Source organism: Luteimonas deserti, from assembly GCF_013425765.1.
Lineage (GTDB): Bacteria > Pseudomonadota > Gammaproteobacteria > Xanthomonadales > Xanthomonadaceae > Luteimonas > Luteimonas deserti.
Window position 1 is genome coordinate 175,165 of the sequence record NZ_JACCJZ010000016.1, and the last position, 14,345, is coordinate 189,509.

The 14,345-nt window shown below is 70.0% G+C and carries 14 protein-coding genes; 3 read left to right on the top strand and 11 right to left on the bottom strand.

Annotation, left to right across the window (positions count from 1 at the left end):
* Window positions 1-15: 15 nt before the first annotated feature.
* The 6 genes from H0E82_RS09165 to H0E82_RS09190 all read right to left on the bottom strand — a co-directional run bounded on the left by H0E82_RS09165 (window position 16) and on the right by H0E82_RS09190 (window position 7,703).
* On the bottom strand, window positions 16-2,223 hold the full coding sequence (locus H0E82_RS09165; RefSeq protein WP_180545146.1) for a S9 family peptidase: 2,208 nt from the start codon (window positions 2,221-2,223) through the stop codon (window positions 16-18).
* A 73-nt stretch (window positions 2,224-2,296) separates the two neighbouring features.
* Entirely contained in the window at window positions 2,297-4,396 is a 2,100-nt protein-coding gene (locus tag H0E82_RS09170; RefSeq protein ID WP_219338493.1) for a prolyl oligopeptidase family serine peptidase, read from the bottom strand.
* Window positions 4,397-4,499: 103 nt separating this feature from the next.
* Window positions 4,500-4,853, bottom strand: coding sequence for a hypothetical protein (locus H0E82_RS09175; RefSeq protein ID WP_180545148.1), 354 nt, complete (start codon window positions 4,851-4,853; stop codon window positions 4,500-4,502).
* A gap of 95 nt (window positions 4,854-4,948) precedes the next feature.
* Entirely contained in the window at window positions 4,949-5,776 is an 828-nt protein-coding gene (locus H0E82_RS09180; RefSeq protein ID WP_180545149.1) for a patatin-like phospholipase family protein, read from the bottom strand.
* 9 nt (window positions 5,777-5,785) lie between these two features.
* Window positions 5,786-6,757, bottom strand: a complete 972-nt coding sequence (locus tag H0E82_RS09185) for a helix-turn-helix transcriptional regulator (protein WP_180545150.1) — start codon at window positions 6,755-6,757, stop codon at window positions 5,786-5,788.
* Between the two features lie 802 nt (window positions 6,758-7,559).
* The gene (locus H0E82_RS09190) at window positions 7,560-7,703 is read right to left on the bottom strand and encodes a hypothetical protein (protein ID WP_180545151.1); all 144 of its coding nucleotides are present in this window, start codon (window positions 7,701-7,703) and stop codon (window positions 7,560-7,562) included.
* 135 nt (window positions 7,704-7,838) lie between these two features.
* Between H0E82_RS09190 and H0E82_RS09195 the strand changes: the two genes are divergently transcribed.
* The 3 genes from H0E82_RS09195 (at window position 7,839) to H0E82_RS09205 (ending at window position 9,466) form a co-directional block, all read left to right on the top strand.
* Window positions 7,839-8,090 (top strand): hypothetical protein, encoded by a 252-nt coding sequence (locus H0E82_RS09195; protein WP_180545152.1) that lies wholly within the window; start codon window positions 7,839-7,841, stop codon window positions 8,088-8,090.
* 244 nt (window positions 8,091-8,334) lie between these two features.
* On the top strand, window positions 8,335-8,544 hold the full coding sequence (locus tag H0E82_RS09200) for a cold-shock protein (RefSeq protein WP_096297164.1): 210 nt from the start codon (window positions 8,335-8,337) through the stop codon (window positions 8,542-8,544).
* A gap of 208 nt (window positions 8,545-8,752) precedes the next feature.
* Entirely contained in the window at window positions 8,753-9,466 is a 714-nt protein-coding gene (locus H0E82_RS09205; protein WP_180545153.1) for a pseudouridine synthase, read from the top strand.
* Window positions 9,467-9,540: 74 nt separating this feature from the next.
* Here H0E82_RS09205 and H0E82_RS09210 read toward each other — a convergent pair whose 3' ends face one another.
* The 5 genes from H0E82_RS09210 to H0E82_RS09230 all read right to left on the bottom strand — a co-directional run bounded on the left by H0E82_RS09210 (window position 9,541) and on the right by H0E82_RS09230 (window position 13,984).
* Window positions 9,541-9,765 carry a hypothetical protein gene (locus H0E82_RS09210; RefSeq protein WP_180545154.1) on the bottom strand — a complete coding sequence of 75 codons (225 nt, stop codon included), beginning with the start codon at window positions 9,763-9,765 and terminating at the stop codon, window positions 9,541-9,543.
* 300 nt (window positions 9,766-10,065) lie between these two features.
* On the bottom strand, window positions 10,066-10,728 hold the full coding sequence (locus tag H0E82_RS09215; RefSeq protein ID WP_180545155.1) for a hypothetical protein: 663 nt from the start codon (window positions 10,726-10,728) through the stop codon (window positions 10,066-10,068).
* A gap of 121 nt (window positions 10,729-10,849) precedes the next feature.
* Window positions 10,850-11,242: a VOC family protein gene (locus H0E82_RS09220; protein ID WP_180545156.1), complete on the bottom strand. Its 393-nt coding sequence runs from the start codon at window positions 11,240-11,242 to the stop codon at window positions 10,850-10,852.
* Between the two features lie 175 nt (window positions 11,243-11,417).
* Window positions 11,418-12,245 carry a polysaccharide deacetylase family protein gene (locus H0E82_RS09225; protein ID WP_235974249.1) on the bottom strand — a complete coding sequence of 276 codons (828 nt, stop codon included), beginning with the start codon at window positions 12,243-12,245 and terminating at the stop codon, window positions 11,418-11,420.
* Window positions 12,246-12,409: 164 nt separating this feature from the next.
* Window positions 12,410-13,984 (bottom strand): Na/Pi cotransporter family protein, encoded by a 1,575-nt coding sequence (locus H0E82_RS09230; RefSeq protein WP_180545157.1) that lies wholly within the window; start codon window positions 13,982-13,984, stop codon window positions 12,410-12,412.
* Between the last annotated feature and the right edge of the window lie 361 nt (window positions 13,985-14,345).

Sequence of the window (14,345 nt, forward strand, 5' to 3'; positions counted from 1 at the left end):
CACCGGCCCGCGTTCTCAGCGCCGCGCCGTGGCCGCGGCCCCGAGGCCCAGCTGGTCGAACATGAACGCATACATCTCGGCCGACTCGCGGAAGCGGCGGAACCGGCCCGACTTGCCGCCGTGTCCGGCTTCCATGTTGGTCCTGAACACCACCGGCCGGTCGCTGGTGTTGACGTCACGCAACCGGGCCACGTACTTGGCCGGTTCCCAGTACTGGACCTGGGAATCCCACAGTCCCGTGCCGACGAACATCGCCGGATAGGCCTTGGCCTCGAGATTGTCGTAGGGCGAATACGAGAGCATGTAGTCGTAATACCGCCTCTGCTCCGGATTGCCCCACTCGTCGTACTCGTTGGTGGTCAGCGGGATGGTCGGGTCGAGCATCGTGGTGACCACGTCCACGAACGGCACCTGGGACAGGATGACGCGGTACTTCTCGGGCGTCATGTTCGAGATCGCGCCCATCAGCAGGCCGCCGGCGCTGCCGCCGTAGGCCGCGACGCGGTCCGGAGCGGCATAGCCCTGGCGCACCAGATCGTCGGTGACATCGATGAAGTCGGTAAAGGTGTTGATCTTGTTGAGCAGCTTGCCGTCGTCGTACCAGGCGCGGCCCATTTCCTCGCCGCCGCGGATGTGCGCGATGGCGTAGACCATGCCGCGGTCGAGCAGGCTGACGTTGGTGACCGAGAAGCCCGGATCCATCGACGCGCCGTAACTGCCGTAGCCGTATTGCAGCAGCGCCGCGGTGCCGTTCTTCTCGAAGCCCTTGCGGTAGACCAGCGACACCGGAATGCGCGCGCCGTCGCGGGCCGTCGTCCACACGCGCTCGGTGACGTAGTTGGCCGGGTCGTAGCCGATGACGGGCTGCTGCTTGAGCTGGCGGCGCTCGCCGGTCGCGGTGTTGACCTCGAGCGTGGTCGCCGGCGTCGTCAGCGAGGTGTAGCTGTAGCGCAGCCAATCGGTGTCGGGCTCGGAGTTCACCGACAGCCCCATCGCGTACGCCGGCTCGTCGGCCTGCACGAAGTCGTCGCTGCCGTCGGCTTTGAGCACGCGCACGCGGGTCAGCGCCTCGGCACGCTCCTCGATCGCGGTGAAGCCGTCGAACAGCTCGTAGCCTTCGATATAGACGTCGTCGCGGTGCGGCACCAGGTCGGTCCACTGGCGGCGCGAGGTGGCATCGCTCGGCGCGGTGACGAGTTTGAAGTTGGTCGCCTTGTCCGCATTCGTGCGGATCACCCAGCGGCCGCCGTGATGATCGGCGTCGTATTCCACGTCGCGCGCGCGTGGGGCGAGCACGGTGAAGGTCTCCGGGGCGTCGGCCGGCGCGTAGCGCAATTCGCTCGACACGGTGCTGCCGACGCCGATGACGATGTACTTGTCATCGCGCGTGCGGTCGATGCCCATGTAGAAGCTGTCGTCCTTCTCTTCGTACACCAGCACGTCGTCGGCGACCGGCGTGCCGAGCACGTGTTTCTTCACGCGCACGGTGAGCAGGGTGTCGGGATCGTTCTCGACGTAGAACAGCGTCCGGTTGTCGTCGGCCCAGACGAGATTGGCCGACACGCCCGGGATCGACTCGGGGTAGACCTCGCCGGTCTCCAGATTCCTGAAGCGGACGGTGTACTGGCGCCGCCCGTTGGTGTCGTCGGCATAGGCCAGGATGCGGTTGTCGCGACTGACGTCCCAGTCGCCGACAGCGTAGTAGTCCTTGCCCTCGGCAAGCACGTTGACGTCGAGCATGATCTGCTCGCCGGCGAAGTCACCGCGTGCATTGGCCGCCTGGATCGTCAGCGCGTCGACGCCGGGCGCGTCCGGCCGGCGCGCGTGCACCGGATAGTCCTTGCCGGTCTCGAAACGCGAGTAGTACCAGAAGCCGCGGTCCCGGTACGGCACCGAGCTGTCGTCCTGCTGGATGCGGCCGACGATTTCGTCGTACAGCGCGTTCTCGACCGGCTTGAGCGAGGCGAGCATGGCATCCGCGTAGGCGTTCTCGGCATTGAGATACGCCAGCATCGCCGGATCTTCGCGCGTGTCGTCGCGCAGCCAGTAGTAGACGTCCTCGCGCGTCGCGCCGTGCGGCGCCTTGACGGTGTGCGGGCGCTGTTCTGCGTCGGGCGGCACCGGCGTGGCGGCACGGCTAGCGGGAGAAACACTCATCAGGCTCAGGCTCGTCAGGATCGGCGCGGCCAGGAACAGGGCCGCGCGGGGGATAGATGGCTTCATCGATGGGTCCATTCGTCGCGATTGCAACGCTGAAAGAAGCATCGGCCGCGAACGCGACCGATGCCGGATGGAATCACTTGCCCAGCTGCTGCCACAGGAAGGTCAGGTAGAGGGCATCCATATGCGCCTGCTGCCGGTTGTTCGCAGCGCCGCCGTGACCACCCTCGATGTTCTCGTAGTAGCGCACGTCCTTGCCGGCTGCGGACATCAGCGCGTGCATCTTGCGGGCATGGCCCGGGTGCACGCGATCGTCGCGCGTTGAGGTGAGGATCAGTGTCGGCGGATAGTCCTTCGCCGGATCGAACAGGTGGTACGGCGAGAAGCTGCGGATGAAGTCCCACTCTTCCGGCTTGTCGGGATTGCCGTACTCGGCCATCCACGACGCGCCCGCCAGAAGCCGGTGATAACGCTGCATGTCGAGCAGCGGCACCTGGATCACGACCGCGCCGAACAGCTCGGGATACTGGGTGAGCATGTTGCCGGTCAGCAGGCCGCCGTTGCTGCCGCCGCGGATACCCAGGTGCGCCGGGGACGTGATCCTGCGGTCGATCATGTCCTGCGCGACGGCGGCGAAATCCTCGTAGGCCTTGTGGCGGTTCTGCCTGAGCGCCGCCTGGTGCCAGCGCGGCCCGTACTCGCCGCCGCCGCGGATGTTGGCGACCGCGTACACGCCGCCCTTCTCCAGCCAGCCCTTGCCGACGCCGCCCGAGTAGCCTGGGGTCAGCGAGATCTCGAAGCCGCCGTAGCCGTAGAGCAGCGTGGGGTTGCTCCCGTCGAGCGGCATGTCCTTCGGGCGCACGAGGAAGTACGGCACGCGGGTGCCATCCTTCGAACTGGCGAAATGCTGCTCGACTTCGTGCGTGCTGGCGTCGAAGAAGGCCGGCATCGTCTTCAGCGTTTCCGGCGCAGCGTTGCCGCCCACCTCGGCCAGCATCAGCGTGCTCGGCGTCAGGTAGTCGGTGACCGTCATCCACACCGCGTCGGACTCGTCGCTGTCGACGGCGCTGACCGCGACCGTGCCGAGTTCGGGCACGCCGGCCAGCGCGCCGCGCGCCCAGCCATTCGCGCCCGGGGTGAGCACGGTGAGCTTGTTCTTGACGTCCTCGAGCACGTTGATGACGAGGTGGTTCCGGGTCCATGTCGAACCTGCGAGCGAGGTGGTCTCGCTCGGCTCGAACAGCACGTCGAATTCGCGCTTGCCGGCCATGAAGGTGTCGAAGTTCGTCGCCAGCAGCGAGCCGGCCGGATACGTACGGCCGCCGATCTCCCAGGCCTCGCGCAGCTCCAGCATCAGCCAGTCGCGGTGGACGGACTTGTTGGCGGAGTTCGGCGCGTCGATCTTGGTGAGCTGGCCATCGGCGCCGCGCAGGTACAGCTCGTCGTTGTAGAACGCCAGCGTACGGCTGACGAAGTCACGCTCGAAGCCCGGCGTGTCGTCGCGCATCGCGGCGATGTACATGTCGTCGGGCCGGCCTTCGTAGACCAGGGTGGCCTGGTCCATCGACTGGCCGCGCGCGAGCTGCTTGACGATGCGCGGGTAGCCGGACGAGGTCAGCGAGCCGTCGCCGAAGTCGGTGTAGACGTAGACGTTGTCCCGGTCGATCCAGCCCAGCGCGCCCTTGGCTTCCTCGCGGAAGAAACCGCCCTCCACCCAGGACCTCGATTCGAGATCGAACTCGCGGGTGACGTCGGCATCGGCGCCGCCGCGCGACAGCGCGATCAGGCAGCGCGTATACGCCGGACGCAGGCAGTTGGCGCCGTGCCACACCCAGTTCTCGCCCTCGGCGCGGTTCAGCGCATCGAGGTCGAGCACGGTCTCCCACTTCGGCTGCGGCTTGCGGTATTCCTCGAGCGTCGTGCGGCGCCAGATGCCGCGCTCGTGGTTCCGATCGCGCCAAAAGTTGTAGTACCACTCTCCCTGCTTGTAGACGCCGGGGATCTTGTCGTCGGAGTCGTAGATCCCCAGCAGGCCGGCTTCGAGCTGCTTGAACTCGGGCGTCGCGGCCAGTTCGGCCTCGGCCTGGGCGTTCTGCGCGCGCACCCAGTCCAGGGCCTTCTCGTCGGTAACGGCTTCGAGCCACTGGTGGGGATCGGACACGGTGGCCTCCTGGGCAGATGCGGCGCCCACCGACAGGCCGGCGGCGACCGCCGCGGCAAGACAGAGCTTGGACAGTGCAGACACGGCGACTCCGGGGACGCTTGGACAGCCGTCAACGCTAGCACGCGGGCTTCGCCCGGCCGTATGACCAAAGTCATAGCCGGGCGCGCCCGGGCGGTCAGCGCGGGTCGGGCAGCAGACCTGCGGCGGCCATCGCCGCGCGTGCGGCCAGGCCGGCGCGGCGACGCTGCGCAGGGCGGCGCATCGCCTGCACCCGAGCGCCCGGCCGACGCCGCCGCGGGCCCGCTGACGAGGCCGGACCGCGGCGGCGCGGCAGAGCAAGCAGTTGCAGGGTGGCCCAGGCCACCGCAGGCGCGCCGACCAGCCACAGCGGTGGCCAGCCGACGACGCTGCTCCCGGCACGGGCCCCTGGAAACGACAACAGCACGACCGCGCCGATGGCGAGCAGACCCAGCAGCGCGGCACCCAGCAGCGCGTGGGGCGACGGTGGAAGCGGTTCGGACTTCGACATGACGATCACCTCGCACATGCCCGGATCGGGCCGTGCGGGGAGTGTGGGCCGGCCTCATCTCACAGGCTGCGACCTCGCGCCACGCGGGGCCTGGATCAATAGCCGGCCTCGGCCAGGGCCTGCACGGCCTGTCGCCGGCCGATGTCGATCAGCTCGGCGGCACGCCAGAATTCATAGAACTGGCAGACGTCGCGCGGGATGCGGATCACCAGTTCCGGCGGATCCAGCGCCAGCTGCACCCGCGAGATCTGCGCCTGCATGGTGTCGAGCGAACGCGACATCGTCTCGACCAGGCCCATGCGACCCTGGCTGGCGGCGGTGGCGATCATCGCCTCGCCCTGCCGCGCAGGCGAGCCCGCCGGCTGCGTCGGCCAGCCGTGCATGTCGACCGCGATGAGCCGGTGGGCATCCGACATCCGGGTGGCCGCGATCGGCAGCGGTGCCAGCAGGCCGCCGTCGACGAGGGCACGCCCGTGCACGACGTGCGGGGTGAACACCCCCGGGATCGCGAACGAGGCGCGCAGTGCGTCCCACAGCGGGCCGGCCTGCAGCCACACCTCGCGTTGTCGCTGCAGATCCACCGCCACCGCGGTGAACGCGATCGGCAGATCCTCGATACGCGGGTCGCCGACGACCTCGCGCATCGCGTCCACCAGGCGGGTGCCACGCAATACGCCGCCGCGGCGCACGCCGGGATCGAGCAGGCGCAGGAAATCCCGCCGCGCCATCGAGCGCAGCCGCGCGTCGAACGCACGCAGCCGTCCCGCCGCGTGGATGCCCCCGACCAGTGCCCCGCTGGATGCGCCGGAGATCGCGACGATGTCGAAGCCGTGTTCTTCCAGCACCTCGATGACGCCGATCTGGGCCAGGCCCCGGGCGCCGCCGGCACCGAGCGCGAGGGCGACGGGTTCGCGGCGGGTCATCCCGCGGGCTCAGCGGCCGGCGTAGCGGGCGAGCGCGAGTTCGAGCAGCGAACGCGCCTGCTCGCGCAGTGCCACGGGCTCGAGGATCTCGGCATCGGCGCCGTAATGCAGCACGTCCATCAGCAGCTCGCGCGCATTGCTGTAGGGCACCTTCAGCTCGAAGCGACCGTCGGGCAGGAACCGGCCCTGCTGCTGCGAATGCCAATGCTCGTCGGCCACCCAGCGCGCGGCCTTGGGCTCGAACACGATCGTGGCCACGCCCTTCGGCGGCCCGGAGAAGATTCCGTAGCTGCCGGCCAGGTGGGTATCGAGCTCGGCGTCCTCGATGTCGCGTGCGGTCGCCGTGAGCACCCGGGCGTTGCTGATGCGGTCCACCGAAAAGCTGCGCAGCGCGTCGCGCTCGTGATCCCAGGCATCGAGGTACCAGTTGTCGCGGTAGTGGGTCACCCGCTGCGGCGACACCGTGCGCTTCGTGCGCTCGTCGGTCGACCGGGCGCGGTATTCGAAGGCCAGCTGGCAGCGCTGCAGGACCGCCGAGCAGACATTACGGAAGGCGTGCTCGTCCATGCGCCGTCCGCGATGCGGAATCACCCGTACGCGCTGCACCGGCCACTGCTTGCCGGCCGAATGCTCGTCGAGCAGCTTCTCGATCCGCGACTGCAGGGGCGCCAACGCGGTCGACAGGACGCCGCCGCCACTGCGCGAGAGCAGCTGCTGCGCCGCGAGCAGGGCATGGAGTTCCCCCGAACTCAACCACAGGCCTGGCAGCTCGAACCGGTCCGCTTCCTCGCTGTCGTAGCGGAATCCGGCGTCGCCGTCGCCGATCACCGGCGCCATCAGTGCATCGCGCAGGAAGGCGAGATCGCGATAGACCGTCGCCCGCGAGCATTCGAGATCGTCCTGCAACTTGGCGACCGTCACCGGATAGCGCGCCGTCTTGAGGATGCGGTGCAGCGAGAGGATGCGTTCGTATCGGTCCATGCGGCGGATTATGCGGCCTGGTCAGGGCAGCCGGGTGTGCAGGCCGACACGATCCGGTACGCGAGCGGTGGGACGCAATGCGGACGCCGCACAGGCGTGGACGGCACACACCGGCTCCGCGTCCGGCGCGACCGGTCCGTTTGCGGCCGGGCGCGGAGGGCCGCGTCCCGGCCGGCGCGCCTGTCACCACGCGGCCATGGCCGAGCAACATGCCGACACGCCTTGAATGCCTTGCGGCTTGCAGGCCACCTGTACCGGAAAGCCCCCGATGACGGCGGGCAGTTCATGGCTGGCTGCTCGTCCCGTCACTGTGCACGCAGCACGCGCGGGTGACCCGGAGGTTCCGGGATCGCACGGTCCGGGTGACATGCGACCGCCTCGTCGGCGCTGCCCGGGGCGGGGCCTGTTCGTCCCGCTCGAAGCGGATGGGGGTTGCGGGAGCGGATCCCGACAGCGCTTCGGCCCCCACGCAGCCGACGCCGGCCTCAACCCGTGCCGGCGCCGGACGCAGCGCAACCCGTCGGTCGCTCGAGCACGCGTCGCGGCGAACGGCCGGCGATGACCGCATGCGTGGCACTGTCGCAGGACGCTCCGTCATGCAGCAGCCGCTCGCGAAGGCAGGGCAGCCAGTCCGCCCCGCTCCGCTCCGGCTGCCTGCAACCCTGTCGCTTGTAGGTGCGCTCTTATCGCTTCGCTGAAACGCCGGCAATCAGTCCATCCCCCTTCTGGACGGCGGTGTTCGCGGCCGGGTGGCCTCACGCCGCGCGTGGGCCGGGGCACGAATGATTGCCGCAACGGCCCCTCAATGACCGCCCTGTCGCTCCTCGGCGCGGTCGCCTTCGTTCTCGTTGGACAGCTTGCCCGGCTGCGCCGGCTCGTCCTTCGGGGGCGGCGCCTTTTCGTCCTGCGACTTGCGGATGCTGTCGGGCGTCTGCGGAATGCTCATCGGGTACTCCGTTGCGGCACATGGCGGGGAAGGCAGCCAGCCTGCGCTGCGGGGGATCAAGCGTCCGTGCACGGGCCGCCGCGAGGGCCGGCGCGTCGGCGACAATCGACGCCGCCCTTCCCACCGGACTCCCGCATGCGCGACGCGTCGACCATCGCAGTGGCCGAGCTCTACCAGGCCATCCGCCACGAACACTGGCACGGCAAGACCTTCCGCCAGTTCTGGACCTGGTTCAACGCACGCTGCATCGACGTGGTCGGCAGCGCGGATGCCGCGGATCTCGATGCGCTCGGCTCGGAACTGATGGCCGTGCGCGATGCCGTCGACGCTGCCGGGTACTGCGTGCCATCGGACCGGCTGGACGCCGTGATCGACGCTGCGGACTGAGCGCCGGGACGCCTGAACGGCGAATTCCGAACATCCGGCGCGGAAGCTGGTATGGTGGGCGCACTGTTCAAAGCGGGATCACGGTACATCGTGGCTCCGATGCGGTTGATCACAGGTTCCAAGGCCGGCAACGGCCTGTCCAGACGATCCGCTCCATCGCTTCGCGTTACCCCTTGCTCGATACAGTCCCGGCGCCGTGTTCTGCGGCGTCGTGCATTCCAACACTGATCCAAGGAGTAACACCATGAGCAATCGTCAGACCGGTACCGTCAAGTGGTTCAACGACGCCAAGGGCTTCGGCTTCATCACCCCGCAGAGCGGCGACGACCTGTTCGTCCACTTCCGTTCGATCCAGGGCAGCGGCTTCAAGTCGCTCCAGGAAGGCCAGAAGGTCTCGTTCGTCGTCGCGCAGGGCCAGAAGGGCCTGCAGGCTGAAGAAGTCCAGGCCGAGTAAGTCTCGACCTGCGTCGCGCACGCGATGCCTCGAACCCCGGACGGCGACGTCCGGGGTTTTTTGTTGCCTGCGCGCCGCCGGGACCGGTCCAGCGTGCACGCACGAAAGGCGGTCCCGAGCGCGCGGGTGGCCGCGCGCCGCGGCGCATGACCCTCGGGTCACGATCTGCCAGACTGCGCGCCCTTCGTGATGACCGGCAGGCACGGCCATGCGCCTGAACAAGCACATCAGCGAGACCGGCGCCTGCTCGCGGCGCGAGGCCGACCGCCTCATCGCGGACGGCCGGGTGACGGTCAACGGCATCCGGGCCCGTGTGGGCTCGGAGGTCGGCGACGGCGACATCGTGATGATCGACGGCCAGCCGCTGCAGACCCGATCGGTCGCGCCCGGGAAGCGTCGCCACGTCTACATCGCGCTGCACAAGCCGGTGGGCATCACCTGCACCACCGAGTCCTCGGTGAAGGGCAACATCGTCGACTTCGTCGACCACCGGGAACGCATCTTCCCGATCGGCCGCCTCGACAAGGATTCCGAGGGCCTGATCCTGCTCACCAGCAACGGCGACATCGTCAACGCGATCCTGCGCGCCGAGAACAAGCTCGAGAAGGAATACCTCGTCACCGTGAACCACCCCGTCAGCCAGGAGATCCTGCGCGGCATGGCCCGTGGCGTGCCGGTGCACGGGCAGATGACCCTGCCCTGCCGGACCAGTCCGCTCGGCAAGTTCGGCTTTCGCATCACGCTGGTGCAGGGGCTCAACCGGCAGATCCGGTTGATGGCCGCGCACTTCAACCTGCGGGTGAAACAGTTGATCCGAGTGCGTATCGGGCCGGTCAAGCTCGCGCACCTCAAGCCCGGACAGTGGCGCAACCTCACCGACGCGGAACTGCGCGGCCTGCTGCCGGGTCACGCGGAGTTCTGACATCGCGCGGCCGCGGTGCCGCGCGATCGCTGCGTCGCGGCCGACTGCCCGCACGGAGGACGCTGGCGACGGTCCTAGCCGGTCGGCGAATCGTCCGGAATCAATCCGGCATCGGCCAGCATGCGGTGCACGCTGTCTTCGACATGGGCCTCGTGCTCGGCGGGCACCCCGGCCGTGACACGCCGGGTCTCGTCCGCGAAGGCCTCGAGCACCCGCTCCGGCGGAAGCTCGCTGCACAGGGACTGCAGACGGTCCTCAAGCTGCGCCAGTGCGCTGTCGATCTCGGCCTGGGTCTTCATGGCGGGCATCCTGGAGACGCCCGCGTCATGGCGACGTGCAGCCGGACGGCCGTGCGCCGGAACCGACGGCGTCGCATCCGCCGCAGGTGACCCGGGATCGACAGCCCGCGACCCGTGCGGACTCGACCCACCGAGAGGTCCGACGTGCCCATGGCCTGTGCGGCGTGACACACGCATGGACCGGAGCGTCGCCGTGCGGCGGTCAAAGCAGTGGAAGCGCACCCGGCGCGCGACGGGCACACGCGGCGGCAGCGCGCCGTCCAGCGCCGATCGCCCGCACCCTTCCGCGTCGCGCCGAGGTCAACAGCCCATGGGTGGCTCGAACGTCACCCGGGTCACCTCGACCCACCGCCCGGCCTGCAGTATCTCCACGCGGACGCGGATCGCGCTGATCCCGACGGCCGGAACCACCTCGGCCTGCTCCGGCGGCGCATCCAGCCCGTCGAGCCAGCGGGCGACCTTCTCGGGATCGTCCGCCAGATGTGCACGCACCGCCGCCTCGAGCTCGTCGCGCGTGTACTCGGGAAAGCACGCCTGGTCATCCGGGCTCGCGACCGGCAGCACGAACGCGTGCGCATCGAGGGCCTCGGCCGACGTCCAGTCCGAGACGCAGTGCTTCCATTCGGTCAGGTCCAGATGCGGGCCGCCTGCGCCCAGGCTCAGGCTGGTCTCGAACTGCACCTGCACGCGCCATGTGCCGCCCGGACGCGCGGGGTGCAGCAGCAAGGTACCGCCCTCGATCGCGTCGCCGAGTTCGAGCGCAACGGTCTGCGCGGGCGGCAGCGGCCCGTCGCTCCGCCAACCGGGACGCACGTCGCCGCCCTCGGGCAACGGCACGACCTCCAGGGCGTCCAGGGCCTGCGGGTGAGCCTGGATGTCCGCCGCCAGCACGGCGCAGGCGCACGCCCACCCGAGCAGACAGATCAGACCCCGCCACTGCAGGCGTGCGCGCGATGCGGTCATGCGGTGTCGCTCCGTTCGGGTCGCGCCACTCGGGCCGCCGTGCGCAGCGGCACGCGCCCCTCTCCGTGCCCGGCGTGGCACCCGCCCCCGCCGCAGGGCGGCGCCGTCGGAAGCACAGGATTCATGCGGGACGATGGATCGCACAAAGCTTATTGCCGTCCGGATCACGCACATAGGCCAGGTGCAAGGCGCCCATCGGTCCCTCGCGCAGGCCGGGCGGCTGCTCGATCGAGACACCGCCGGCGGCCACCGCGACATCGTGAAAGCGCTGGACCTGTTCCGGCGAGTCGCATTTGAAGCCGACCGTACTGCCGTTGCCGGGCGTCGCCGGCGCATCGTCGATCGGCTCGCTCACGCAGAAGGTGCTGCCGGCGTGCCGGTAGAACAGGCGGCGATGGCTGCTCGGCGCACGGTTCTCCAGCGGCGCAGGGGCGCCGAGGACGCCCAGCACGGCGTCGTAGAACCGCCGGGCGCGCTCGATGTCGCTGCAGCCGACCATGACGTGATTGAGCATCTGGGGTCTCCGTATCGGGCGAGGACGTGCGGACGCAGTGGCGAGTATGGCGCGGACGGCGGGGGCAACGCCCGTGCCGGGCGCCCTGCGCCGCAGCGGACGCGGCGTGCTCCGCCCCTTCGGCGCGTTCCGCGCCGGCCCCGTGACGTCCATCCGCAGGGCCAGCCGCGCTTGCTCAGTCGCCGGCGGGTTCCAGGTCGCGCACCCAGCGCATCTGCTCGCGGAAGGTGGCCGTCCAGTACGTCGCGCGATGCGCGGCGAGATACGCGAGCAGGGCGTCGTGGGCTTCTCTGGACACGGCCAGATGGTCCCCACCGATGCCGTGGAAGGTGAAGTTCACCATCGTGCCGCGCCGCCCGGCCGCCTCGACCAGTGCGATGAGCTCGGCGCCGGTGCTGCCCACCGGCACGGCGACCGGCACCGCCATGCGATCGAGCCGGCGCATATCGGGCACCACCGCGCCGGTCCCGAGCTTGATGCCCAGGAACCGGCTTTCGAGACCGGTCACATAGTCACCGTCCGCCGCGCGCCGATCGCCGCAGGGCGCGGTGAAGGTATGTTCGGTGCTGCCGTCGATCGCATGCAGCAGGGTGTTGCCCAGCGCGACCTCGGCCTGGACACGCGCGACCGACATCGTGTCGAGATCCTGCCCGGGTTCGACCCACCCGCGGTCCTCGCCGGCGGCCGAGCAGGGATGGAACAGGCTGTGGTTGCCGAGCTCATGGCCCCGGCGCGCTGCCGCGCGCCACGCCTCGAGCCGCGTGCGCACGGTGTCCGCCGCCAGCACGAGGTAGAAACTGCCGTGCAGACCGTAACGGTCGAGCGCGGGAATCGCGGTGTCGAGATGGGACGGCAGGGCGTCGTCGTAAGCGAGGCTCACCGCGGCGCGGGCGCCGCCCGGCCATGGATAGGGCGGCGCGTCGTCCGCGCGCGTCACGCCGGGCAGCGCGGCGCAGAGCAGCGTCGCGAACAGGCCCGCCCTCGCCCGGGTGCGCATCTGCATCATCGGCGTTTCGCCTCTCGTATGGAGATGCCGACGATACCCGTCCGGCCGGCCATGCCGCAGCCCGTGCACGGCTGGCGCCGTGCAGCGTGGGCACCCGGGACCGAATCGTGTGCGCCGGTGCCGGCACGCGACGACGTTGCGGGCAGACCGGGCGTCGCGCCTCAGCGCGCGGCCAGCGACACGCCGTTGTCGAGCCGCGCGAGGTAGTGCTGCGCGCGACACGCGTGATGGCGCAGGCGCTCCATCCAGCGCAGGACATCCAGCGCGGACAGCGCTTCGTCCACCCCGATCTCCCGCGCTGCGGAGGCCTCCAGGATCTGCGCGCGCAGGCTGTCGCCGCGGCTGTCCGGCATCGGTACAAATTCGCCGTCCGCCGACGCCGGCGCAGGACGCGCGCCGTCCACGTCGAGGTCCGCCGCGAGCACCAGCGCGTGCGCACGCAGCGCCGGCAGCCCGTCCAGCGCACCACGGGCACCGGGGTTGGCGATCTCGCGGACGAACTGGCGCACGTGATCGAGCAGGTGATAGGCCGCGGCCAGGCGGGCCAAGGTCGCCGGGTCGGTGGCGTTGAGATGTTCGATCTGCCGGGCGGCCGCCTCCACCGCCGCTTCCAGCGGCTGGAGGCGTGTGGTCGGCGGCGCACCCGGCGCCAGCAGGATCGGGCGTACGGTCCGGATCGCGACCGCCAGCACGCCGCGCAGGGTTTCGCCCGCGGCCGCCACTGCCATGGCCGGCACCTCGCGCAGCCCGGGGTCGAGGTGGCGTGTGAGCGGTGAATGGCGGTCGGGAAGGATGCGTTGCGCCAGACGCGCCAGCTGCGGGACCAGGGGCACGAACACCAGTGCGCCGAGCAGATTGAACGCGGTGTGGAACGCGGCGATCGCCAGTGCCTGGTCGGCGCCACTGCCGTCGGCGGCCATCACCCATTCCATCAGATCGACGAACCACGGCAGGATCACGAAGGCCATCGCGCCCGCCCCGATATTGAACAGCGCATGCACCAGTGCTGTCCGCCGCGCCGGCACCGACGCGCCAATCGCCGCCAGACCGGCGGTCACCGTCGTGCCGATGTTCTGACCGATCACCAGTGCGGCCGCCTGGTCCAGCCCGATCGCCCCGCCCGCCAGTGCGGTCAGCGTGGTCGCCATCGCCGCACTCGAGGACTGCATCACCACGGTCATCGCCGCGCCCACGAGCACCAGCCACAGCCGCGGCCACAGCCCGGCGCCCGGCGCGAACGCCAGGTCGACCCGGCCGGCGATGCCGGCCATGCCCTGCTGCAGCGTGTCGATGCCGACGAAGATCAGGCCGAAGCCCGCGAGCACCAGGCCCACGTGCGTGGCCCGTCCGCGGCCCACCAGACGCAGCAGCGCGCCGACCCCGACCAGCGGCAGCGCGGCGGCGGCGATCGAGAATTTCAGCCCGAGCAGCGACACCAGCCACCCCGTGCTGGTGGTGCCCAGATTGGCGCCGATGATCACGCCGATGGCCCCGGTGAAGCTGAGCAGCCCGGCCGACACGAAGCCGATGGTGGCCAGCGTCGTCGCGCTCGACGACTGCACCAGGGCGGTGATGCCGGCGCCTGCGGCCACCGCGCTCAGGCGATTGCCGGTGAAGCGCGCCAGCACCCGGCGCAGCGCATCGCCGGCCAGCGTCTTCAACCCGTCGGTCATGAGGACCATGCCGAGCAGGAACAAGCCGATCCCGCCGAGCACGGTGGACAGGACGGTGATCATGCGGAACGTGGCTTGCTCAAGCGGAACCCTCTCGCGGTGGACGCACGCGGAGCCGGCTCCACGTGCGTCCATCATCGCCGGTGCCGGCACATCGCGGAAACCGGCATCGCATCGACGCAGAACCTGCGACGTGGCGCTGGTGGCGCAACCCGCCAGCGCATCGTCCGCACCCCTGCGCCGCACCCGCACGCGCCTCGACACCGCACGCCATCGCCGAAAACACGAGTCCGAACAACGCAACGACTGCAACGACACCGGCCGGCCCGGGCGCGACGACGCGACGACGCGACGTCGCATCGGCCTCGCCATCTCCTGCAGCTGTGCGTGACCGCGGCGTCGCTGGCCGCCCCGACACACGCGA